The sequence below is a fragment of the Streptomyces sp. NPDC093261 genome, from assembly GCF_044753645.1.
Classification (GTDB): Bacteria; Actinomycetota; Actinomycetes; order Streptomycetales; family Streptomycetaceae; genus Streptomyces.
Window position 1 is genome coordinate 45,961 of record NZ_JBIVNO010000021.1, and the last position, 21,874, is coordinate 67,834.

Consider the following 21,874-nt stretch of genomic DNA (forward strand, 5'->3'; position numbering starts at 1 on the left):
AGGATGGTCAAGGGGCTTGTACGACGGCGAGCAGGGTGCCGACCTCCACCTGCCGGCCGGGGGTCGCGTGCAGGGCCGTGAGCGTTCCGGTGACGGGCGCCGTGATCTTGTGCTCCATCTTCATCGCCTCCAGCCAGAGCAGGGGCTCTCCGGCCTGTACGGCCGAGCCGACGGCCAGGGCCTCGGCGATACGGACGACGGTTCCCGGCATCGGCGCGAGCAGGGAGCCGGGGGCGTGGTCGGGTGCCGGTTCCCGGAACCGGGGCAGGGCGGTGAGGGCGGTCGGGCCGACGTACACCTGGTCGCCGTACCGGGTCACCTCGAACCTCCTTCGCACCCCGGCCACTTCGAGGACCACGAGCCGGGCGTCCGCGTGGACGACCCCCACCCCGTCGGCCGCCAGGCCCTCGCGGGTGTGCCGGTAGCGCACCTCGTGCTCCTCGCCCGCCATGAGGTACCGCTTGACCTGCTCCTGGGACGGCAGATTGCGCCAGCCGCCGAACCGTGAGCGGCCGTGCGCGTCGGCGAGGGCGGCGGCCAGCGGCGCGTACGGGTCGGGGGCGGACTCGGTCAGCGCGGTCAGATGGCGGTCGTAGAAGCCCGTGTTCATACGGGCCGCCGTGAACTCCTCATGGCGCAGGGACCGCACGAGCAGATCCCGGTTGGTCGCCACGCCGTGGATCTCGGCCCGTTCCAGGGCACCGGCGAGCCTGCGGACGGCCTCCGCGCGCGTGGGCGCGTGGACGACGGCCTTGGCGAGCATCGGGTCGTAGTGGACCCCGATCGTGTCGCCGTCCGCGTACCCCGTGTCCAGGCGCACGCCCGGCACGGCGAGGCGGTGCAGGGCGCCGGTCTGCGGGGCCCAGTCCCGCGCCGGGTCCTCGGCGTAGAGGCGGGCCTCGATCGCGTGGCCACGCGCGCGGGGAGGCTCGCTGTCGAGGGCGGCGCCCTCCGCGATCCGGATCTGCAGCGCCACCAGGTCGATCCCGAACACCGCCTCGGTGACGGGGTGTTCCACCTGGAGCCGGGTGTTCATCTCCAGAAAGTGCGCCCGGCCGTCCGCCACCAGGAACTCCACCGTGCCCGCGCCCGCATAGTCGACGGCCCGTGCGGCCCGCCGGGCCATCTCCGCCAGGGAGTCGGCGAGTTCGGGGGTGAGGTCCGGTGCCGGGGCCTCCTCGATCACCTTCTGGTGGCGCCGCTGGAGGGTGCAGTCGCGGGTGCCGAGCGTCCATACCGTTCCGTGGGTGTCGGCGAGGACCTGCACCTCGATGTGGCGTCCGCCCTCCACATACGGCTCGACGAAGACCTCGTCGTCGCCGAAGGCGTTCAGGGCCTCGGCGCGCGCGGCGGTCAGCTCGGCGTCCAGGTCGGCCAGGTGCCGTACGACCCGCATGCCGCGTCCGCCGCCGCCGGCCGCCGCCTTGACCAGCACGGGCAGGTCGGCGGCCGTGACCGTGGCCAGGGGCTCCAGGCCCATCAGCTTCTTGGCGCGGGTCTTCGAGGCCATCGCCTCGATCGCCTCCGGCGGCGGGCCGATCCAGGTCAGGCCCGCGTCGAGCACCGCACGGGCGAAGCCGGCGTTCTCGGACAGGAAGCCGTACCCCGGGTGCACGGCGTCGGCGCCGGCCGCGAGCGCCGCCCGCACGATCAGGTCGCCGCGCAGATACGTGTCCGCGGGCGCCGCCCCCGGCAGCCGTACCGCCGCGTCGGCCACCCGGGCGTGGAGTGCGTTCGCGTCGGCGTCCGAGTGCACGGCGACCGTGCGGATGCCCAGCTCACGGCAGGTACGGACGATGCGGCAGGCGATCTCACCGCGGTTCGCCACCAGAACGGAATCGATCACGGGGCCTCACATCCGGAAGACGCCGAACCCGCCACGCACGCCCTCGTAGGGCGCCGTGTGGATCGCGGACAGGCACAGGCCGAGCACGGTGCGGGTGTCGCGGGGGTCGATGACCCCGTCGTCGTACAGCCGCCCGGACAGGAACATCGGCAGGGACTCGGACTCGATCTGCTGCTCCACCATCGCGCGCAGGGCGGCGTCCGCGTCCTCGTCGTAGGGCCGGCCCTTGGCGGCCGCGGACTGGCGGGCGACGATCGACAGGACGCCGGCGAGCTGCTGGGGACCCATCACGGCGGACTTCGCGCTGGGCCAGGCGAACAGGAAGCGCGGATCGTACGCACGTCCGCACATGCCGTAGTGCCCGGCCCCGTACGAGGCGCCCATGAGCACGGACAGATGCGGGACCCGGCTGTTGGAGACCGCGTTGATCATCATCGCGCCGTGCTTGATGATGCCGCCCTGCTCATACTCCCTGCCGACCATGTAGCCGGTGGTGTTGTGCAGGAACAGGAGCGGGATGTCGCGCTGGTTGGCGAGCTGGATGAACTGGGCCGCCTTCTGCGACTCCTCGCTGAACAGCACCCCCTGGGCGTTGGCCAGCACTCCGACCGGATAACCGTGCAGGGCCGCCCACCCGGTGCACAGGCTTCTGCCGTACAGCGGTTTGAACTCGTCGAAGTCCGAGCCGTCGACGATCCGGGCGATGACCTCGCGCGGGTCGAAGGGCACCTTGAGATCGCCGGGCACGATCCCGAGGAGTTCATCCTCGTCGTACTTGGGAGGGATCGCCGGGCCCGGATCAGGGTGCGCCTTGCGGTGGTTGAGGCGGGCGACCACACGGCGGGCCTGGCGCAGGGCGTCCCGCTCGTCGACGGCGTGGTAGTCGGCGAGGCCCGACACGCGCGCGTGCATCTCGGCGCCGCCCAGGGACTCGTCGTCACTCTCCTCGCCGGTGGCCATCCTCACGAGCGGGGGTCCGCCGAGGAAGACCTTGGCCCGCTCCTTCACCATGATCACGTGGTCGGACATGCCGGGGATGTAGGCCCCTCCGGCGGTGGAGTTCCCGAAGACGACGGCGATGGTGGGGATCCCGGCGGCCGACAGCCGGGTCAGATCCCTGAAGATCGCGCCGCCCGGGATGAAGATCTCCTTCTGGGACGGCAGGTCCGCGCCCCCGGACTCCACCAGGCTGATGCAGGGCAGCCGGTTCTCGAGCGCGATGTCGTTGGCCCGCAGGGCCTTCTTCAGGCTCCAGGGGTTGCTGGCGCCGCCGCGCACGGTGGGGTCGTTGGCGGTGATCAGGCACTCGACGCCCTCGACGACACCGATTCCGGTGACGAGCGAGGCGCCCACCGTGTGCTCGCTGCCCCAGGCGGCCAGCGGCGACAGCTCCAGGAAGGGCGTGTCGGGATCGAGAAGCAGCTCGATCCGCTCACGGGCGAGGAGCTTGCCGCGTGCGCGGTGCCGCTCGACGTACTTCTCGCCGCCGCCCGCCAGTGCCTTGGCGTGTTCGGCCTCCAGCTCGGCGAGCTTGGCGAGCATGACCTCACGGTTGGCCCGGTACTCGGGGCCGCCCGTGTCCAGGGCCGACGCAAGGACGGTCACAACAGGTCCTCCGGTATCTGCAGATGACGGGCGCGCAGCCATTCGCCCAGGCCCTTGGCCTGCGGGTCGAAGCGGTGCTGTGCGGCGACGCCCTCGCCGAGGAGTCCCTCGACGACGAAGTTCAGGGCGCGCAGATTCGGCAGGACGTGCCGTACGACGGGCAGGCCGGCCGTCTCCGGCAGGAGCGCGTGGAAGCGGTCGACGGTGAGCGTGTGGACGAGCCACCGCCAGGCGGCGTCCGTGCGCACCCACACCCCGACGTTGGCGTCGCCGCCCTTGTCGCCGCTGCGGGCCCCGGCGACCAGACCGAGCGGCGCCCGCCGCGCCGGGCCCGAAGGCGGCGGCTCGGGCAGGGACGGCTCCGGAACGTCGTCGAGTACGCGGGTGTCGTGGCCCCCCGGCACCGGGATCCGCCGTCCGTCGTGCAGCACCGCGGTGTGGCCGACTGCATCACGGTCGACGTAGGCAGCCTCGAAGACCCCATAGGGGGAGCCCTTTCCCGGTGGGGCGACCACATGGAAGCCGGGGTAGCTCGCGAGCGCCAGCTCGATCGCGGCACCGCTGAGCGCCCGGCCCACGGCGTCCTGGTCCCGGTCGCGCACGACGAGCCGGAGCAGTGCGCTCGCCGTCTCCTCGGTCGGGGCGTCGGGATGGTCGGTGCGGGCGAGGTCCCAGCGGACCTGTGCGGGCCGGGACTTGGCCCCCTCCAGGGCCGCCTCCATCTGGTCTCTCACATATGCCGCCTTGGCCTCGACGTCGAGCCCCGTCAGCACGAACGTGACCTCGTTGCGGAAGCCGCCCAGCCGGTTCAGCCCCACCTTGAGGGTCGGGGGCGGCGCCTCCCCGCGCACGCCCTCGATCCGCACCCGGTCGGGCCCCTCCTGGCTGAGCCGGACCGAGTCGAGGCGGGCGGTGACGTCCGGGCCCGCGTACCGGGCGCCGGCGGTCTCGTAGAGCAGTTGCGCGGTGACCGTGCCGAGGTCGACGACACCGCCGGTGCCGTCGTGCTTGGTGATGACGCTGCTGCCGTCCTCGTGGAGTTCGGCGAGCGGGAAGCCGGGGCGGCGCAGCAGTTCCGGCGAATGCTCGGTGAAGAAGGAGTAGTTGCCGCCGGTCGCCTGCGCCCCGCACTCCAGGATGTGCCCGGCGACCACGGCGCCCGCCAGCCGGTCGTACTCCCCGGGGCCCCAGCCGAAGTGGGCGACGGCGGGTCCGGTGACCAGCGCGGCGTCCGTGACGCGCCCGGTGACCACGATGTCGGCGCCCTCGCGCAGGCAGGCGGCGATGCCCTGGCCGCCGAGGTAGGCATGGGCGGCGAGAGGACCCATGGGGGTCCCCCCTGTTCGAGCGGAGTCGAGACCTTGGGAGAAGGCGGCGGTGAGGTCGTCACCCTCGACATGGGCCACCCGTACGTAGATGCCGAGACGGCCGGCCAGCTCCCGTACGGCGTCGGCGAGTCCGGCGGGGTTGAGGCCGCCCGCGTTCGTCACGATCCGCACCCCGCGCTCATGGGCGAGGCCGAGGCACTCCTCCAACTGGCCCAGGAAGGTCCGCGCATAGCCCCCGGCGGGGTTCTTGAGGCGGTCGCGGCCGAGGATCAGCATCGTCAGCTCGGCGAGGTAGTCGCCGGTGACGACGTCGAGCGGGCCGCCGGTGAGCATCTCGCGCAGGGCGTCGAAGCGGTCGCCGTAGAAGCCGGAGGCATTGCCGATCCGCAGGGGTGTCACGCGGCATCCCCCTTCGGTGGGCGTCCGGCGCCGGGCGGGCCGGCGAACGCCTGGGCGATGTCCAGCCAGCGGTCGGCGTCGGGGCCCTCGGCCCGCACCGCGAGGTCGGCCCGGTGCGCGCGCTGGGTGACCAGCAGGCAGAAGTCCAGCGCCGGGCCGGTCACCCGCTGGGGGGCGTCCTCGGGCCCGTAGGTCCACAGGTCGTGTCCGGAGGGTGGGAGCAGTTCCACCCGGAACTCCTCGCCCGGCACTTCCAACCCCCGGATGCCGAAGGCGTAGTCGCGCGCCCGCACCCCGATGCGGGCCACATGCCGCAGACGGTCGGTAGGGGTGCGCACCACACCGAGGGTGTCGGCGATGTCCTGCCCGTGCGCCCAGGTCTCCATCAGCCGGGCCGTCGCCATGGAGGCGGCCGACATGGGCGGGCCGTACCAGGGGAAGCGGGCGCTCCGTGGAGCCCCGCGCAGGGCCCGGTCGAGGGCGGTGCGTCCGTCACGCCATCGCGACAGCAGCTCGGCGGGCGGGAGGTGAGCCCCTTCCTCCGCGCCCTCGTCGACGAACGAGTCGGGTGCGCCGAGCGCCTTCTCGACGAGCGTGCGGAACCCGTCCGGGTCCGTGACGGCCAGCAGGGCCGAGTTATCGGTCCAGGAGAGGTGCGCGATCTGGTGGGCGATGCTCCAGCGGGACGCGGGGGTGGCGAGCGACCACTCCTGCGGCGACAACTCGGCCACGAGCCGGTCGAGTTCCTCGCTCTCCTCACGCAGATCGTCGAACACGGGCATCGGGTCGGACACGGTGCGCTCCCCTCCGGGGCACGACGGTGTGCGGGGCGGTGTGGGGAGGAGCATGGCAGCGGGCCGGGAAACAATCAAGCGTGCTTGCATGGTTTGTTTTCCACATCCCGCGACCTCACTGTGCGGATACGGCTACTGTCGGTGATAGGAGGAGTGATGGGAGGTGGTCGGTGTGCGAAGCCGCGAACTCGACCCGAGCGCGTCGCCGTTGGACTACTACGGCTTTGAGCTGCGCAGGGCGCGGGAGGCAGCGGGTCTCACGTTGGCGCAGCTCGGGTCCGTCGTCTTCTGCACCGGGTCACTGATCGGCCAGATCGAGACGGCGGCGAAGGTTCCACAGCGGGACTTCTCCGAGCGGCTGGACGCCGCGCTGGGGACGGACGGGTTGTTCTCGCGGTTGGTGGGGCTGGTGTTGCGGAGCCAGTTGCCCAGTTGGTTTCAGCCGTATGCGGAGATGGAGTCGCGGGCCTTGAGCATTGCCACGTACCAGACACAGGTGGTCTACGGGCTCCTCCAGACGCCCGGATACGCACGGGCCCTACTGGAGGCGGGTTGGGCCGAGAAGCTCGATGAGCAGGTGGCGGCTCGGCTCGACCGCCAGCAGGTCCTGAGGCGCCAGAAGCCGCCGCTGGTGTGGGTGGTGCTGGACGAGGCCGTGCTGCATAGAGGGGTCGGGGGCCGGGAGGTCATGCGGGAGCAACTCACCCAGTTGTTGCGCCTCCAGGACCGACGGGAGGTACGTGTACAGGTGCTGCCGTTCGGGGCGGGCCAACACCCGGCAACGGCCGGCTCGTTCACCGTCATGCGCTTCGGAGATCACCCCGATATCACGTACTCCGAGAACTACGACTCGGGATACATGACCGCCAATCCGGACGTCGCCATGGACTGTTCGCACCGTTACGATCATCTACAGGCCGCGGCTCTCTCGGTGGAGGACTCGGCGGAGCTGATCGCCCGCGTACGGGAGGAACGCTATGCAGACCAACCAGGACCTGACGGGAGCCCGGTGGCGTAAGTCGTCGTACAGCGGCGGCACGGGCGGCGAATGCATCGAGGTCGCCGACCTCACCCCCCACATAGCCATCCGCGACTCCAAGAACCCCCAAGCCGGAGCCCTCGCCGTCACCCCGCACGCCTTCGCCGCATTCGTCATGGCCGCCGCCGACGATCTTTTCAGCTGAGCCGCCACCTCCCGTCGGCCGGAGAGTTCGCGGCCTTCGTCACGCGGCTAGGGACAACGCCCTCGGACGATAGGGATCCGGCACCGGACACCGACCGCATCCTCGTCGTCGACCAGGGCCGGATCGTCGAGACGGGCCGGCACGAGGAGCTGCTCGCCCGGGGGCGGGGCCTATGCCCGGCTGCACCGGTCGCAGAACGACGCGCTGATGGACACCGGAGAGCTACGGCTGCCGCTGTTCCCCGAGCCGGCGGAGGCGGCGCCCTCGTGGGGGCCGGTGGGGTACGCAGGAGCGGAGGAATACCCGGCCGGCGGCTGGGCGGCGCAGGGGTACCCGGGTTTCGGCGGTGTCCCGGCAGGCCCGGAGGGGAGCGTGCCCCCGGAGTCGTACACCTGGGCACCCCACCCCCAGGGTTATCCCTTCCATGACGGGCTTCGGGACGAATTCCGGGAAGGGTGGCACGGGCAGAGTGACTGACCCTGCCCGGCCCTCCCCGGTCAGGGTCGTCAAGGGTTCACACACCTGTCCAAGTCCACTACCCTGGACTCCTAAGTGCAGCGTACTGCACACGTCGCGTCGACTCCCCTGGAAGGCCCCGTGAACCCCGCCAGCGCCGCCCCCTCCTCCCCGGTCCCGGCCGCGACCACGCCGGAACGCGCGCGGCCGGCGCCCGGCGGGCCGGGCCGTCGCGGTTCCCTCGGGCCCGTGGGGCTGGTGCTCGCCGGCGGCATCTCCGTGCAGTTCGGCGGCGCTCTCGCGGTGAGCCTGATGCCGCGGGCCGGCGCGCTCGGTGTGGTCACCCTGCGGCTGGTCGTGGCGGCCCTCGTCCTGCTGCTGGTCTGCCGGCCCCGGCTGCGCGGGCACTCGCGCGCCGACTGGGGCACGGTGGTCGTCTTCGGCATCACCATGGCCGCGATGAACGGCCTCTTCTACCAGGCGGTGGACCGCATTCCGCTGGGCCTCGCGGTGACCATGGAGGTCCTTGGTCCGCTCGCCCTGTCCGTGCTCGCCTCCCGTCGCGTGGTGAACCTCGTATGGGCGGCCCTCGCCCTGGCCGGCGTCTTCCTGCTGGGGGGCGGCGGGTTCGGCGACCTCAACACGGCAGGGGTCGGCTTCGCCCTCGCGGCGGGCGCCATGTGGGCGGCGTACATCGTCTTCAGCGCCCGTACCGGACGGCGATTCCCCCAGGCCGACGGGCTGGCGCTGGCGATGGGGGTCGCCGCGGTGCTGTTCGTGCCGCTGGGGGTCGCCGAGTCGGGCACCAAGCTGCTCGTTCCGACGACGCTCGGGCTGGGCGCGGGCGTGGCGATGCTCTCCTCGGTGCTGCCCTACACCCTGGAACTGCTCGCCCTGCGCCGGCTGCCCGCCTCCACCTTCGCGATCCTCATGAGCCTGGAGCCGGCGATCGCGGCGACCGCCGGCTTCCTGGTCCTCGGCCAGTCCCTGACCGCGACCCAGGTGGCGGCGATCGCCCTGGTCATCGCGGCGAGCATGGGCGCGGTCCGCACCCAGACCCGCCGGGCCGCACCTCCGGCCGAGCCCGCGGCCTGAACTCCCCGGCCCGGCCTCACCGGTGGGACATGTACAGGGTCAGTGCCTTGTGCAGCAGGCGGTTGAGGGGGAAGTCCCACTCGCCCAGGTATTCCACCGCCTGCCCGCCCGTGCCGACCTTGAAGCGGAGGAGGCCGAGGAGGTGGTCGGTGTCCTCCAGGGTGTCGGTGATGCCGCGCAGGTCGTAGACGGCGGCGCCGAGCGCGTGGGCGTCGCTCAGCATCCGCCACTGGATGGCGTTGTTCGGCTGCACCTCGCGCCTGCGGGCGGTGGAGGCGCCGTAGGAGTACCAGACGTGGGTGCCGACCGTCAGCATCGTCGCGGCGGCCAGCACCTCCCCGTCGTGATGGGCGAGGTAGAGCCGCATTCGGTCCGGGTGCTCGGCCGTCAGCGCGGTCCACATCCGCTGGAAGTACGGCAGCGGGCGCGGGAGGAAGCGGTCGCGCTCGGCGGTCTCCGTGTAGAGGGCGTAGAAGGCCGGCAGGTCGTCGTAGCCGCCCCGGACCACCTTCACGCCCGCCTTCTCGGCCTTCTTCACATTGCGCCGCCACTGCTGGTTGAGACCGCGGCGGACGTCGTCCAGCGTCCGTCCGGCGAGCGGCACCTGGAAGACATACCGGGGCTGTCCGGCCGCGAAGCCGTCCTCGGCGCCCGGTTCCGCCTGCCGCCAGCCCATACGGCGCAGCCGCTCCGCCACCTCCGCGGCGCCCGGCTCCTCCTCGGTCGCCGGCACGTCCCGCAGCCGCCGCGCCGCCGGGTCTGCGATCGCCGTCTTGACCGCGTCCGCGCTCCAGCGGCGTACGACCACGGGCGGGCCCATCTTCACCGAGAAGGCGCCGCGGTCCTTCAGATACCCGAGCAGCGGCTCCAGCCACCGGTCGAGGTCCGGCGCGTGCCAGTCGATGACGGGGCCCTCCGGCAGATACGCCAGGTACCGCCGAAGCCTGGGCAGCGGGCGCAGGAGGACCAGGGCCGCCCCGACCGGCCGCCCGTCGTCCTCCCCGAACCAGCCGAGGCTCTCCGCCCGCCAGTCCGGCTTCACATCGCCCCAGGACGGCACCTGCATATGGCTGGCCGACGGGCGTGCGGTGACGAAGGCCAGGTGTTCTTCGCGGGAGATCGGACGGACGCGGAGGGTCATGCGGGGCTCCTCGGTGGGGGACACGGTGGGCTCACTGACACCGGTCCGGCACAGACATGGACATCGACACCGGTCCGGCACAGACATGGACATCGGCCTGGGCACAGGCACGGACCCCGGCCCCGGCATGGACAGGGACGCCGGACGGACCGGGACGGCTCCGGCAGCGGCACCGGGGCCGGTGCCCGCCCCCCGGCCGGATCGGGCCCCGCTCAGCCCCGCCCCTCGATCCTCCCGGACACCCGCCGGGCCTTCATCCCGGCCGCGGGGATTTCACTGCGCTGGCGTCATCCCTCGGTCGCGTCCAGGCCTTCCGCCAGGACCTCCGCCAGATGCCGCGCTCCGCGGCCCGCCAACTGGGCGAGCTGGGTGCGGCAGGAGAAGCCGTCCGCCAGGACGACCGCGTCCCCGGGCGCCGACCGCACGGCCGGGAGCAGCTGCTCCTCCGCGCAGGCCGTCGAGACCTCGTGGTGGCCCCTCGTGAAGCCGAAGTCGCCCGCCAGTCCGCAGCAGCCGCCGCTCAGCTCTCCGGTCAGTCCGGCCGCGGCGCGCAGCCGGCGATCGGCCGCGTCGCCCAGGACGGCGTGCTGGTGACAGTGGGTCTGGCCGGCCACCGGGCCGTCCAGCGACGGGGGCGTCCAGTCCGGGGCGTGCCGTTCCAGGGCTTCCGCGAACGTCACCACCGCCGCCGCGAGCCGGGCCGCACGCGGATCGCCGTGCAGCAGTTCCGGCAGGTCCGTGCGCAGTGCGGCCGCGCAGCTCGGTTCGAGGACGACCACGGGGAGGCCGGCCGCCAGGACCGGTTCCATCAGGTCGAGGGTGCGGCGCAGGACGGCGCGGGCGCGGTCGAGCTGGCCCGTGGAGACGTAGGTCAGGCCGCAGCAGACCCGGCCGTGAAACGCGGGCAGCGGGGCGCGCCTGCCCCGCACCGTCGGCGGCAGGAGCACCCGCAGTCCCGCCGCCTCCAGCACCCGTACGGCCGCCCTGCCGACGGACGGCGACAGATGCTCGGTGAAGGTGTCCGGCCAGAGGACGACCCGGTCGCCGCAGAGCGTCCCGGTGCCCACCCGGTGCCGTCGCGCCGCCTCCCGACGCCACCACCGGCTGAACGTCTCGCGCGCCAGATGCGGTATCCCCCGCTCGGGCGCGATCCCGGCGAGCCGCTTGGCGAGCGCGGCGGCCGGGGCCAGTGACGCGAGCGCGTTGACCACCGGCGCCGTACGGGTGCGGGCGACGGCCCGCAGCCACACCGGCAGCCACCCCATCGCGTAGTGCGCGGCCGGTCTGCGCCGCCCCGCGTAGTGGTGGTGCAGGAACTCCGCCTTGTAGGTGGCCATGTCGACGCCGACGGGGCAGTCCGTGCGGCAGCCCTTGCAGGACAGGCACAGATCCAGGGCGTCCCGTACCTCCGTCGACCGCCAGCCGTCGGTGATCACCTGCCCCGCCAGCATCTCGTGCAGCAGCCGGGCCCGACCGCGGGTGGAGTGCTCCTCCTCGCCGGTCGCCCGGAACGAGGGGCACATCACCTCCGCGCCGGACCCCGTCGTCGTACGGCACTTGGCGACGCCCACACAGCGCCGGACCGCCGCCGAGAAGTCGCCGCCGTCCGCCGGGTAGCCGAAGGAGACGTCCACCGGTTCCCGGGGCAGCACCGCGAACCGCAGACCGGCGTCCAGCGGGGCCGGGCGGACCAGCATCCCGGGGTTGAGCAGGTCGTCCGGGTCCCAGACGCCCTTCGCCCGCTCGAACAGCGCGACCAGGTCCGGCCCGTACATCGTCGGCAGGAGCTCCGCCCGGGCCTGTCCGTCGCCGTGCTCCCCGGAGAGCGAGCCGCCGTGGGAGACGACCAGGGCGGCGGCCTCCTCGGAGAAGCGGCGGAAGCGGGCGACGCCCGCCCGGGACAGCAGGTCGAAGTCGATGCGGACGTGGATGCAGCCGTCCCCGAAGTGCCCGTACGGCACCCCGTGCAGACCGTGCTCGGCCAGCAGGCGCCGGAAGTCCCGGAGGTACTCCCCGAGACGGGCCGGGGGCACCGCGCAGTCCTCCCAGCCCGGCCATGCCTCCCGGCCGTCCGGCGTGCGAGTCGCCGTGCCGCTCGCGTCCTCGCGCAGCCGCCACAGCGCGCGCTGTCCGGCCGGGTCCGTGACCACCAGGGCGTCCATGACGTCCGCCGCCCGCACGATCGCCTCCGCACGCGCGTGTGCCTCCGCCGCGCTCGCGCCGCCCGTCTCCACGAACAGCCAGGCGCCGCCGCGCGGCAGCCCCGCCGACGCCGGCAGAAGGTCGGCGGCGATGCCCTCCACGGTCAGCGGGTCCCACGGCAGCAGTCCGGCCGCCGCCTGGGCCGCCGCGCTCTCGTCCGGGTACGCCAGTACGGCCAGGGCCTGCGCGCGCGGCGCCTCGACGAGGTCCACGACCGCCTCGGTCACCACGCCGAGGGTGCCCTCGGAGCCGCAGAACGACCGGGCCACGTCCACGCCGTTCTCGGGGAGCAGCGCGTCCAGCGCATACCCGGAGATGCGGCGCGGCAGGACCGGGTAGCCCGTGCGCAGCAGCGCCGGCGCGCCCCGGGCCAGGGCGAGCAGCCCCTCGGGGGCGCCCTTTCCGCCACGGCCCAGGGTGAGGGCCTGGCCCCGCGCGGTGAGCACCGACAGCTCGCGCACGTTGTCCGCCGTGGTGCCCCAGGCCACGGAGTGGGAGCCGCACGCGTTGTTGCCGATCATGCCGCCGAGGGTGCAGCGGGAGTGGGTGGAGGGGTCCGGGCCGAAGCGCAGCCCGTGGGGGGCGGCGGCCTCCTGGAGCCGGTCGAGGACGAGGCCGGGCCGGACCACCGCGGTGCGTGCCTCGGGGTCCAGGGACACGATCCCCTTCATGAACCGGGTGAAGTCGAGCACCACGCCAGTGCCCGTCGCCTGCCCGGCGATCGAGGTGCCACCGCCGCGGGCGACCACCGGCACGGCGTGCGCCCGGCACACACCGAGCACGGCCGCCACGTCGTCCGCGTCCCGGGGGGCGACCACACCGAGCGGCACCCGCCGGTAGTTGGACGCGTCCATGGTGTGCAGCGCCCGCGCCGTCGTACGGAAGTCGACGACACCGCGCACCGCGGCGCTCAGTTCCGCCCGGAGCGCGCCGACGTCCGCGCCCATGGACTGCGGCCGCCGTTCCTCGGGATCCGTCATGCTCCCCAGGATGCCTCCGGCGGCGGACGGTGACCGCCGCCACCCGGCGGAGACGTCCGTGGGACCGCGCGCGGCGGACGCCTCCCGTACGACCGCGCGTCCACGCCGAGGCCAGGCGGCTTCTGACGGACCCCCGGCTGGTCAAGGACATCAACGTCCGGGGTGCCTGGCAGCGCGGCGAGACGGGGACGCCCTGATCGTGTCGTACGGCGCGACCGGCCGGGACGAGAGGGCGCACGGCCCGACCGCGGGCGCCTTCGGCATCACCCGGGAGACAAAGAACCGGTACATCTCCTTCGGACACGGCCCGCATCTCCCCCCCGGGGCGGCCCGGCCCGTCCGGAGGCCGCGGTGGCGCTGCCCGCGCTGTACGCCCGCTTCCCCGGCCCGGACCCGGCGGTCCAGGCGGGCGAGCTGCGCAACAAGCCGGTGGTGACGCAGAACGGCCTCTTCGCGCTGCCGGCGCGGCTGACCTCGTGGAGCGGCCGCGGATGTCGTAGGTCCTCACAAGTCCGCGAGGCGGAGGGCGTCGTCTCATCGAACGGACACGTTTCCGCCCGGTTTCACCGAGGAGATACCCTCCGGCTCGTGGCTGACATCCAGATTCCTGCTGACCTCAAGCCCGCTGACGGCCGTTTCGGCGCGGGTCCCTCCAAGGTGCGGGTGGAGGCGCTGGACGCCCTCGCCGCCACGGGTAGCTCCCTGCTCGGCACGTCCCACCGCCAGGCCCCGGTCAAGAACCTGGTCGGCAAGGTGCGCGAGGGCATCCGCGAGCTCTTCCAGCTCCCCGACGGCTACGAGGTCATCCTCGGCAACGGCGGCTCCACCGCGTTCTGGGACATCGCGACCCACGGCCTGATCGAGAACAAGTCCCAGCACCTCAGCTTCGGCGAGTTCTCCTCCAAGTTCGCCAAGGCCGCGAAGCTCGCCCCCTGGCTCGCCGAGCCCATGATCATCTCGTCCGCGCCCGGCACGCACCCCGAGGCCGGGGCGGAGGAGGGCGTCGATGTCTACGCCTTCACCCACAACGAGACGTCCACGGGCGTCGCGATGCCGATCAAGCGGGTCGAGGGCGCGGACCCCGGCTCCCTGGTCCTGGTGGACGCCACCTCCGGCGCCGGTGGCCTCCCGGTCGACATCGCCGAGACCGACGTCTACTACTTCGCCCCGCAGAAGTCCTTCGCCTCCGACGGCGGCCTGTGGATCGGCGTGTTCTCCCCGGCCGCGATCGAGCGCGCCGAGCGCGTCCACGCCTCCGGCCGCCACGTCCCGGAGTTCTTCAGCCTGCCCACGGCGATCGACAACTCCCGCAAGAACCAGACGTACAACACCCCGGCCCTCGCCACCCTGTTCCTGCTCAACGAGCAGCTGGAGTGGCTGAACGGCCAGGGCGGGCTGGACTTCGCCGTCCGCCGCACGGCCACCTCCGCCAGGACCCTGTACGGCTGGGCGGAGGACGTGAAGTTCGCGACCCCGTTCGTCGCCGACCCGGCCAAGCGCTCCCAGGTCATCGGCACGATCGACTTCTCCGACGAGGTCGACGCGGCCGCCGTCGCCAAGGTGCTGCGCGCCAACGGCATCGTGGACACCGAGCCCTACCGCAAGCTGGGCCGCAACCAGTTGCGCATCGCGATGTTCCCGGCGATCGACCCGGCGGACGTCGAGGCGCTGACCAAGTGCGTCGACTACGTGATCGAGAAGCTCTGACCTTCTCGCGTCCCACGTCGCCGAGGGGCGCCCGGTGTCGTGTGCACCGGGCGCCCCTCGGCCGTCCCTACCGCTTCCTGCCCAGCAGCCGCTTGAGGCCGAAGACCAGCACCAGGCCCAGGGCCAGGACCACGGCACCGACCTTGTAGTTCGCGTGCAGGGGCGAGCCGCCGCCAGAGCCGGCCCGCGGGGTTGCCCTGCCCGAGGGCGACGCCGCACCGCCCGCTCCGCTCTCCCCGGGCGCGCTCTCGGCCTGCACCGGGCTGTCGGTGCCCTCGCTGCCGTACAGGAGCTTCGAGCCGTCCAGGGAGTAGGTGACCGACTCGCCCTGCCGTTGCAGGGGCACGTCGAGCCGGCCCTGCCGGGTGATCCGCCCGCCGTTCCACGCGTAGGCGATCCCGCCGAAGTAGCCGCGTACGGCGAGTTGCCGGCCGTCGGGCGAGAAGGCCGCGTCGGTGGCCCACAGGTCGACGGCGGCGATGGGCCGGAAGACGTTCGTCCCGGTGGACGACAGCCGGGCCGGGCCCTCGTAGAGGTGCCCGCCGTCCTCCTTCTTGTCGATGATGTAGACGCGCCCGGTCTTGGGGTGGACCACGAGGGACTCGGCGTCCCGGGGCCCGTTCGCGTACTTCACCACGTACTGGGTGGCGCGGATCGTCTGGTCCTTGAGCACCTTGGGCTCGGGCAGCCGGTAGATCCACACATAGGGCCATCGGCCGCCGAAGTTGTCGCCGATGTCGCCGACGTAGATCTCGTTCCCCGGGCCGATGGATATGGCCTCGGCGTCGCGGGGCCTGCCGATGCCGCTGAGGGTGACGGTGGCGACGGTCTTCCCGGTGCGGCTGTCGACGGCGTAGATGTACGGCCCGTCGCCGCTGTCGTTGTGGGTCCAGTAGACCCCGGGGTGCAGATGTGAGGCGGCGAGCCCGCTGGACTCCGTGATCCGGGGGTCCTCGATGGTGAAGCCGCCGTCGCCGTCGTCGGCGAAGGCGGGCGCCGGCGCGGCGAGCGCACCGATGAGAAGGGCCCCGGCAAGGAAGGCGAGCGATCGACGCATGCCCCAAGCCTGCCATCGGGCGCCCTCGTTCACCGGTCCGGTCCATCCGCCCGCCGGTGCCGGACGGGCGTGTCGATCCTCACACCGGCCCGCCCCAAACGTCCCCCCTGCATCCCAGGGCGATCGTTCATGATGAGCGGATGCTCAGGTTCATGCCCGTAGGCGACTCCATGACGATCGGCAGCGCGGGCGAGCACACGTGGCGCTACCGGCTGTGGCGGCACCTGTGCGCGACGTACGACGGCCCGTTCACGCTGGTCGGTCCGCGCGAGACGCTCTACGACAAGGCGACGGACACACCCACGTCCTACGCGTACGCCGAACCCGACTTTCCCCGCGCCCATCTGGCGGGCTGGGGCGAGGGCTGGGTGCACATGGTGCCCCTGATCGGCGGGGCCGTGCGCGAGACGCGCGCGGATGTGCTGCTGGTCTCGCTGGGCCTGATCGACCTGGGCTTCTACACCGACGCGGAGCAGACGGCGGAGAACGTACGGAAGTTCATGGCGGAGGCACGCCGGGCGAGGCCGCGCATCCGTATGGTCCTGCTGCCGGTGATCCCGAACATCCGGGCCGAGGCGGACGCCCCGTTCGGGGCCCAGGTGGCCCTGTTCAACGAACTCCTGGCGAAGACGGTGGCGGACCTGGACGAGCCCGGCTCGCCGATCCTGCTGGCGTCTCCCCCGCCGTCGTACGACATCCACCGGGACACCTACGACGGCACCCACCCGAACGCGAACGGCGAGCACAAGATCGCGGAGGCGTTCGCGGAGGCGATGTACCAGGGGTGGGGGATCGCGGAGCCTTACGCGGCCGGAACGGATTGACCGGATAGCGGCGTGGCCTGGTCACCGTGCGTATCGTTGTACCGCGCGGCTGCACTCGTGCGAGGGCGGCCGGGGAGGAGCGCCACGATGACCGTCCTTCACGACAGGATCGAGATGGCCGAAGAGAGCGACGAGCTGACCTTGGACGCCATGTTCGAGACGCTCGAGAAGATGCCCATCCCCGAGGGAACGAAGGTCGAGATCGTCGGGGGGCACATCTTCATGTCGCCACAGCGGCAAACCCACTGGGAGATCATTCTTGGCATCCTGGAGCAGTTGCGGGACAAGTACCCGATCAAGCGGCTGGCGTCGGACGTGCGGATCGACTTCCCCGGGTATCTGAACGGCTTCGCCTGCGACGTGGCCGCGCTGACCGAGCGGTCGGTGAAGGACGGCAATGGCCGCTGGCGCTATCAGGACGTCGAATTCGTGGCGGAGGTCATCTCCAAGGACACAGCGGCAAACGACTACGGCCCGAAGAAACTCGCTTATGCCACGGCTGGGGTCCCCGTCTACCTCATCGCAGACCCCTACCAGGGCAAATGTCATCTCTTCACCAAGCCCAAGAACGGTGAGTACGTCAGCGAGCTGTCCGTCGCGTTCGGGGAGGACGTCAACATGACCACCACCCCCCTCGGCCTCACCCTCCACACCGGCGACTTCCCCCGCGACTGAATGCGACCGCCGTCCAACTCCCTTGCCTAGAGCGCACTCCACGCCGTTGGCTAGGCAGCCATGAAGTACACGCAGCTCGGACGCACAGGACTCAAGGTCAGCCGGCTCGTCCTCGGGACCATGAACTTCGGCCCGCAGACCGACGAGGCCGACAGCCACGCGATCATGGACGCGGCGCTGGACGCGGGCATCAACTTCTTCGACACCGCCAACGTGTACGGCTGGGGCGAGAACAAGGGCCGTACCGAGAGGATCATCGGAAGCTGGTTCGCCCAGGGCGGCGGCCGGCGCGACAAGGTCGTCCTCGCCACCAAGGTGTACGGCAACATGGCCGCGGGCCGCGACGCCTGGCCCAACCACGACAGGCTCTCCGCCCTCAACATCCGCCGGGCGGTCGACGGCAGCCTGAAGCGGCTGGGGACCGACTACATCGACCTGTACCAGTTCCACCACATCGACCGGCGGACCCCCTTCGAGGAGATCTGGCAGGCGATCGACGTCCTGGTGCGGCAGGGCAAGATCCTCTACGTCGGATCCAGCAACTTCCCCGGGTACAAGATCGCCCAGGCCAACGAGACCGCCGCCCGCCGGCACGGCACGATCGGCCTCGTCAGCGAGCAGTGCCTCTACAACCTCGCCGAACGCCGCGCCGAGATGGAGGTCATTCCGGCGGCGCGGGACTACGGACTCGGCGTCATCCCGTGGTCGCCGCTGCACGGCGGGCTGCTCGGCGGTGTCATCAGGAAGGAGGCCGAGGGCGGCCGCCGCGCCTCCGGACGCTCCGCGGACGCCCTCGCCAACACCTCCGTGCGGGCGCAGGTCCAGGCCTACGAGGACCTGCTCGCCAAGCAGGGGATCGAGCCCGGCGAGGCGGCCCTGGCCTGGCTGCTGACCCGGCCCGGCGTCACCGGCCCGATCGTCGGCCCGCGCACCGGCGAACAGCTGGAGTCGGCGCTGCGGGCGGTCGAGCTGGAGCTGTCGGAGGAGGTCCTGGCCGGGCTCGAGGAGATCTTCCCGGGGCCCGGTCCGTCACCGGAGGCGTTCGCCTGGTGACCGACGGGGGCCGCCGGCCTGCGCGGCTGCGCGCAGGCCGGCGCCGGCCGGCGGTGGTCTACCTGCCGACCGCCGCCGTCAGCGCCACCACCGCGAACATCAGCACAAGCACACCGGCCATGATCCGGTTACGGGTCTTCGGGTCCACGCATCGAGCGTAACCGGACGCTGTCAGATGCCCGCGCCGAGCCCCCACCGCCCCACCGTCTCGTACCGCGGCTGCTCCCCCGGCACTCCCGACCTCGGCAGCCGGCTGCGCACGAGGCACAGCTCCCCGACCGTCCAGGTGCTCCCCGCGAACGCGTCCAGCGCGGCGGCGTAGGGCCGCAGGTCCGCCCGTCCGCCCCGGCTGCGGGCGAGGGTCAGATGCGGACGGTAGCGGCGGTGCTCCCCCATCTCCACGCCCGCCTTGCGCCCCGCGGCCTCCGTACGGTCGGCGAGCAGCCGCAGTGCCGCCGTCTCCCCGGACGCGCCCACCCACAGCGCCCGGTCCCCGAAACGGCCGCCTCCGGCGAGGGCCAGGGCAAACGGCTCGGCGTGCCGGGCCGCCCGCGCCAGCCGCTCCGACAGGTCCGGTACGACGTCCTCGTCCACCTCGCCGTAGAAGGCGAGCGTGAAGTGCCAGCCCGGCCGTTCCGTCCAGCGCAGCCCGTCCGCGCCCGGCATCTCCTCCAGGTCGCGCACGACGGAGGCGAGTTCATGGATCGCGCGCTGCGGCGGCAGCACCGCGGCGAAGAGTCTCATGGCACCAGTGTCCCCGGGGAACGCACGGGCGTGACCTCGTTACCGTGAGTATCGTTGTACCGCGCGGCTGCATGCGACCAGGCAGCAGCGGGGAGGAGCGGCACAGTGACTGTTCTGGCAGACAGGATCGAGATGGCCGACCAGGGCAAGGAGCTCAGCCTCGACACCATGTTCGAGTGGCTGGAGCAGATGCACATCCCCGAGGGTTTCAAGACCGAGATCGTCGAGGGGGGCATCTTCGTGACGCCGCAGCGGGACACCCACTGGGACATCATCGCGGACATCTACGACCAGCTACGCACCGCATACCCGCGCCAGCGCGTGAAATCCGACGTCCGGATCGACTACCCGGGGCATCTCAACGGCTTCGCGTCCGACGTCGTGGCACTCGCGAAGGACGCCCGGAAGGACGGCAAGGGCCACTGGCGCCACCAGGACGTCGAGTTCGTCGCCGAGGTGATCTCCAGGGACACCGCGCGCAACGACTACGGGCCGAAGAAGGCCGCCTACGCCGCCGCCGGGGTGCCGGTGTACCTGATCGTGGACCCGTACACCGGCGCATGGCATCTGCACACCCTGCCGCAGGACGGCGAGTACCGCGGCACGCTCAGCCTGGACTTCGGCGAGGAGATCGACCTGACCGGGACCGTGGTGGGCCTGGTCCTGAAGACGGACGAGTTTCCCCGGGACTGACCCCGGCCCTCTCCGGGGCCGGGGCCGGGGAATCCGGCGCGGGGGTCTACGCCACCGCCGGCTCCTCCTGCCGCCCGCGCGGGACGAAGCGGACCCGCGGATGGCCGTGGTCCCAGCCGAGCGACAGGCGTAGATCGCCCGCCCGGGCCAGCACCAGGCCGATGGTCACGGCCGCCGCCAGCGAGACCAGACCGCCGAAGGCGAAGCCGATCCGGGCGCCGTAGGCGTCCGTGATCCAGCCGACCACCGGCGCTCCCAGGGGCGTACCGCCCATGAAGACCATCATGAACAGGGCCATGACGCGGCCGCGCATCGCCGGGTCGGTGCCCATCTGGACGGCCGTGTTCGCGGTGACGTTCACCGTCAGTCCGCAGATCCCTATCGGGACCATCAGCAGCGCGAACAGCCACAGCGACGGGGCCCCGGCCGTCACGACCTCCAGCCCGCCGAACAGCGCCGCCGCCGCGATCAGCACCCGCAGACGGGTCGTGCCGCGGCGGGCGGCGAGCAGCGCGCCGGTCAGCGAGCCGAGCGCCATCAGCGTGTTGAAGAGGCTGTAGGCGCCCGCGCCCGCGCGGAAGACGTCGTCCGCGTACGCCGAGAGCCAGACCGGGAAGTTGAAGCCGAAGGTGCCGATGAAGCCGACCAGGACGATCGGCCAGATCAGCTCCGGGTGTCCGGCGACATAGCGCAGTCCCTCGCGGAGCTGGCCCTTGCCGCGCGGGGCGCGCTCCACGACATGCAGATCGCGGGCGCGCATCAGCAGCAGTCCGCCGATGGGGGCGAGGAAGGACAGGCCGTTGAACAGGAAGGCCCAGCCCGTGCCCACGCCGGTGATCAGCACGCCCGCGACGGCGGGGCCGACCAGGCGCGCGGACTGGAAGTTCGCGGAGTTCAGGCTGACCGCGTTCTGAAGCTGCCGGGGGCCGACCATCTCCGAGACGAAGGACTGGCGGGCGGGGTTGTCCACGACCGTGGCGAGCCCGACGGCGAAGGCGGCGACGTACACATGCCAGACCTGGACATGGCCGGAGAGCGTCAGAAAGGCGAGGACCAGGCCCGTGGCTCCCATCGCGGACTGGGTGACCAGCAGGGTCGGGCGCTTGGGGAGCCGGTCGACCAGGACACCGCCGTACAGCCCGAAGAGCAGCATGGGCAGGAACTGGAGGGCCGTGGTGACACCGACGGCGGTGGAGGAGCCGGTCAGACTCAGCACCAGCCAGTCCTGCGCGATGCGCTGCATCCAGGTGCCGGTGTTGGAGACGACCTGGCCCAGGAAGAAGAGCCGGTAGTTCCGCACGCGCAGGGAGCTGAACATCGAGGACGCGCGGGAGGCGGGGAGTGCGACGGAGTCCGGGGTTCCGGGAGCCGTGGGGGGTTCGGGGGCCTCGGGAGCCGTGGGAAGTTCGGGGGCCGCGGGGGATTCGGGGATTCCGGAGACCGTGGCGGGCTCGGGGAGGGCGGGCGGGGAGTCGTGGGTGGCTGGTGCGGGGGCGGAAGCTGCTCCGGTTCCCGTACTCAAAGGGTTCGCCTCCTAGCGATGACGGCTTCACGATGACGGCTTCATACGTACGCGGGTGGGGCCGCGTCCATCACGGTGGGCGTCCGGCGCGGACGCCTCCCGTCACAGATGCGCGAGTTTCTCCAGGACCGGGGCGGCCGCGCGGAGCTTCGCCCACTCGTCCTCGTCCAGGCTCTCGACCAGGCCGGCCAGGAAGGCGTTCCGCTTGCGACGGCTCTCCTCGAGCATCGCCTCGGCCCGCTCGGTCTGGGTGACCACCTTCTGGCGCCGGTCGTCGGGATGCGGCTCCAGCCTGACCAGCCCCTTGCTCTCCAGCAGCGCCACGATGCGGGTCATCGAGGGCGGCTGCACATGCTCCTTGCGGGCGAGCTCGCCGGGGGTGGCGGAGCCGCAGCGGGACAGGGTGCCGAGCACCGACATCTCGGTCGGACTCAGCGACTCGTCGACCCGCTGATGCTTGAGTCGGCGCGAGAGGCGCATCACAGCGGAGCGGAGAGCGTTCACGGCGGCAGCGTCGTCGCCATGGGTCAGGTCAGCCATGCTCTTTAGGATAGGTCATTACTTTCCCT

The 21,874-nt window shown here is 72.1% G+C and carries 19 protein-coding genes and 1 pseudogene; 10 read left to right on the top strand and 10 right to left on the bottom strand.

Going from position 1 to position 21,874, the window contains the following annotated elements; translation table 11 throughout:
- Positions 1–7: 7 nt before the first annotated feature.
- From ACIP94_RS31815 to ACIP94_RS31830, 4 genes are read right to left on the bottom strand one after another with little or no spacing between them, the layout of a single operon-like run.
- Positions 8–1,846, bottom strand: coding sequence for a biotin carboxylase N-terminal domain-containing protein (locus tag ACIP94_RS31815; RefSeq protein ID WP_402433363.1), 1,839 nt, complete (start codon positions 1,844–1,846; stop codon positions 8–10).
- Positions 1,847–1,852: 6 nt separating this feature from the next.
- The gene (locus tag ACIP94_RS31820; protein WP_402433366.1) at positions 1,853–3,451 is read right to left on the bottom strand and encodes an acyl-CoA carboxylase subunit beta; all 1,599 of its coding nucleotides are present in this window, start codon (positions 3,449–3,451) and stop codon (positions 1,853–1,855) included.
- Positions 3,448–5,178 carry an acyclic terpene utilization AtuA family protein gene (locus tag ACIP94_RS31825; RefSeq protein ID WP_402433369.1) on the bottom strand — a complete coding sequence of 577 codons (1,731 nt, stop codon included), beginning with the start codon at positions 5,176–5,178 and terminating at the stop codon, positions 3,448–3,450. The genes ACIP94_RS31820 and ACIP94_RS31825 overlap by 4 nt, the downstream gene beginning before the upstream one ends.
- The gene (locus ACIP94_RS31830) at positions 5,175–5,972 is read right to left on the bottom strand and encodes a TIGR03084 family metal-binding protein (RefSeq protein ID WP_402433372.1); all 798 of its coding nucleotides are present in this window, start codon (positions 5,970–5,972) and stop codon (positions 5,175–5,177) included. Before ACIP94_RS31830 ends, ACIP94_RS31825 begins: the two co-directional genes overlap by 4 nt.
- Positions 5,973–6,144: 172 nt before the next feature.
- On the opposite strand from ACIP94_RS31830, the gene ACIP94_RS31835 reads away from it, so the two are divergent.
- The 4 genes from ACIP94_RS31835 (at position 6,145) to ACIP94_RS31850 (ending at position 8,707) form a co-directional block, all read left to right on the top strand.
- Positions 6,145–6,990: a helix-turn-helix domain-containing protein gene (locus ACIP94_RS31835; protein ID WP_402433556.1), complete on the top strand. Its 846-nt coding sequence runs from the start codon at positions 6,145–6,147 to the stop codon at positions 6,988–6,990.
- Positions 6,950–7,156 (top strand): DUF397 domain-containing protein, encoded by a 207-nt coding sequence (locus ACIP94_RS31840; RefSeq protein WP_402433375.1) that lies wholly within the window; start codon positions 6,950–6,952, stop codon positions 7,154–7,156. Before ACIP94_RS31835 ends, ACIP94_RS31840 begins: the two co-directional genes overlap by 41 nt.
- Positions 7,157–7,363: 207 nt before the next feature.
- Positions 7,364–7,633: a hypothetical protein gene (locus ACIP94_RS31845; RefSeq protein ID WP_402433378.1), complete on the top strand. Its 270-nt coding sequence runs from the start codon at positions 7,364–7,366 to the stop codon at positions 7,631–7,633.
- Between the two features lie 120 nt (positions 7,634–7,753).
- The gene (locus ACIP94_RS31850; RefSeq protein ID WP_402433380.1) at positions 7,754–8,707 is read left to right on the top strand and encodes an EamA family transporter; all 954 of its coding nucleotides are present in this window, start codon (positions 7,754–7,756) and stop codon (positions 8,705–8,707) included.
- 16 nt (positions 8,708–8,723) lie between these two features.
- On the opposite strand, the gene ACIP94_RS31855 is transcribed toward ACIP94_RS31850, so the two are convergent.
- Both ACIP94_RS31855 and ACIP94_RS31860 read right to left on the bottom strand, forming a co-directional pair.
- Positions 8,724–9,848 carry a lipid II:glycine glycyltransferase FemX gene (locus ACIP94_RS31855; protein WP_402433383.1) on the bottom strand — a complete coding sequence of 375 codons (1,125 nt, stop codon included), beginning with the start codon at positions 9,846–9,848 and terminating at the stop codon, positions 8,724–8,726.
- 287 nt (positions 9,849–10,135) lie between these two features.
- Entirely contained in the window at positions 10,136–12,997 is a 2,862-nt protein-coding gene (locus ACIP94_RS31860) for an FAD-binding and (Fe-S)-binding domain-containing protein (protein ID WP_402433559.1), read from the bottom strand.
- 217 nt (positions 12,998–13,214) lie between these two features.
- Between ACIP94_RS31860 and ACIP94_RS31865 the strand changes: the two are divergent.
- Positions 13,215–13,501 (top strand): annotated as a pseudogene (locus tag ACIP94_RS31865) (cytochrome P450); the annotation flags it as partial.
- A 117-nt stretch (positions 13,502–13,618) separates the two neighbouring features.
- Positions 13,619–14,737, top strand: a complete 1,119-nt coding sequence (gene serC / locus ACIP94_RS31870; protein ID WP_402433562.1) for a phosphoserine transaminase — start codon at positions 13,619–13,621, stop codon at positions 14,735–14,737.
- A 67-nt stretch (positions 14,738–14,804) separates the two neighbouring features.
- Here serC and ACIP94_RS31875 read toward each other — a convergent pair whose 3' ends face one another.
- Complete coding sequence (locus tag ACIP94_RS31875) at positions 14,805–15,794, bottom strand: WD40 repeat domain-containing protein (protein ID WP_402433386.1); 990 nt, start codon at positions 15,792–15,794, stop codon at positions 14,805–14,807.
- A 140-nt stretch (positions 15,795–15,934) separates the two neighbouring features.
- Between ACIP94_RS31875 and ACIP94_RS31880 the strand changes: the two genes are divergently transcribed.
- From ACIP94_RS31880 to ACIP94_RS31890, 3 genes are all read left to right on the top strand, one after another.
- On the top strand, positions 15,935–16,618 hold the full coding sequence (locus tag ACIP94_RS31880; RefSeq protein WP_402433388.1) for an SGNH/GDSL hydrolase family protein: 684 nt from the start codon (positions 15,935–15,937) through the stop codon (positions 16,616–16,618).
- A gap of 87 nt (positions 16,619–16,705) precedes the next feature.
- On the top strand, positions 16,706–17,293 hold the full coding sequence (locus ACIP94_RS31885; protein WP_402433391.1) for a Uma2 family endonuclease: 588 nt from the start codon (positions 16,706–16,708) through the stop codon (positions 17,291–17,293).
- Positions 17,294–17,353: 60 nt separating this feature from the next.
- Positions 17,354–18,346 carry an aldo/keto reductase gene (locus ACIP94_RS31890; protein WP_402433394.1) on the top strand — a complete coding sequence of 331 codons (993 nt, stop codon included), beginning with the start codon at positions 17,354–17,356 and terminating at the stop codon, positions 18,344–18,346.
- 171 nt (positions 18,347–18,517) lie between these two features.
- Here ACIP94_RS31890 and thpR read toward each other — a convergent pair whose 3' ends face one another.
- Positions 18,518–19,090 carry an RNA 2',3'-cyclic phosphodiesterase gene (gene thpR / locus ACIP94_RS31895; protein WP_402433397.1) on the bottom strand — a complete coding sequence of 191 codons (573 nt, stop codon included), beginning with the start codon at positions 19,088–19,090 and terminating at the stop codon, positions 18,518–18,520.
- A 105-nt stretch (positions 19,091–19,195) separates the two neighbouring features.
- On the opposite strand from thpR, the gene ACIP94_RS31900 reads away from it, so the two are divergent.
- Positions 19,196–19,783, top strand: coding sequence for a Uma2 family endonuclease (locus ACIP94_RS31900; RefSeq protein WP_402433399.1), 588 nt, complete (start codon positions 19,196–19,198; stop codon positions 19,781–19,783).
- Between the two features lie 46 nt (positions 19,784–19,829).
- Here ACIP94_RS31900 and ACIP94_RS31905 read toward each other — a convergent pair whose 3' ends face one another.
- Positions 19,830–21,101 (bottom strand): MFS transporter, encoded by a 1,272-nt coding sequence (locus tag ACIP94_RS31905; protein WP_402433565.1) that lies wholly within the window; start codon positions 21,099–21,101, stop codon positions 19,830–19,832.
- Positions 21,102–21,407: 306 nt separating this feature from the next.
- Entirely contained in the window at positions 21,408–21,845 is a 438-nt protein-coding gene (locus ACIP94_RS31910) for a MarR family winged helix-turn-helix transcriptional regulator (RefSeq protein WP_402433402.1), read from the bottom strand.
- Positions 21,846–21,874 lie beyond the last annotated feature (29 nt).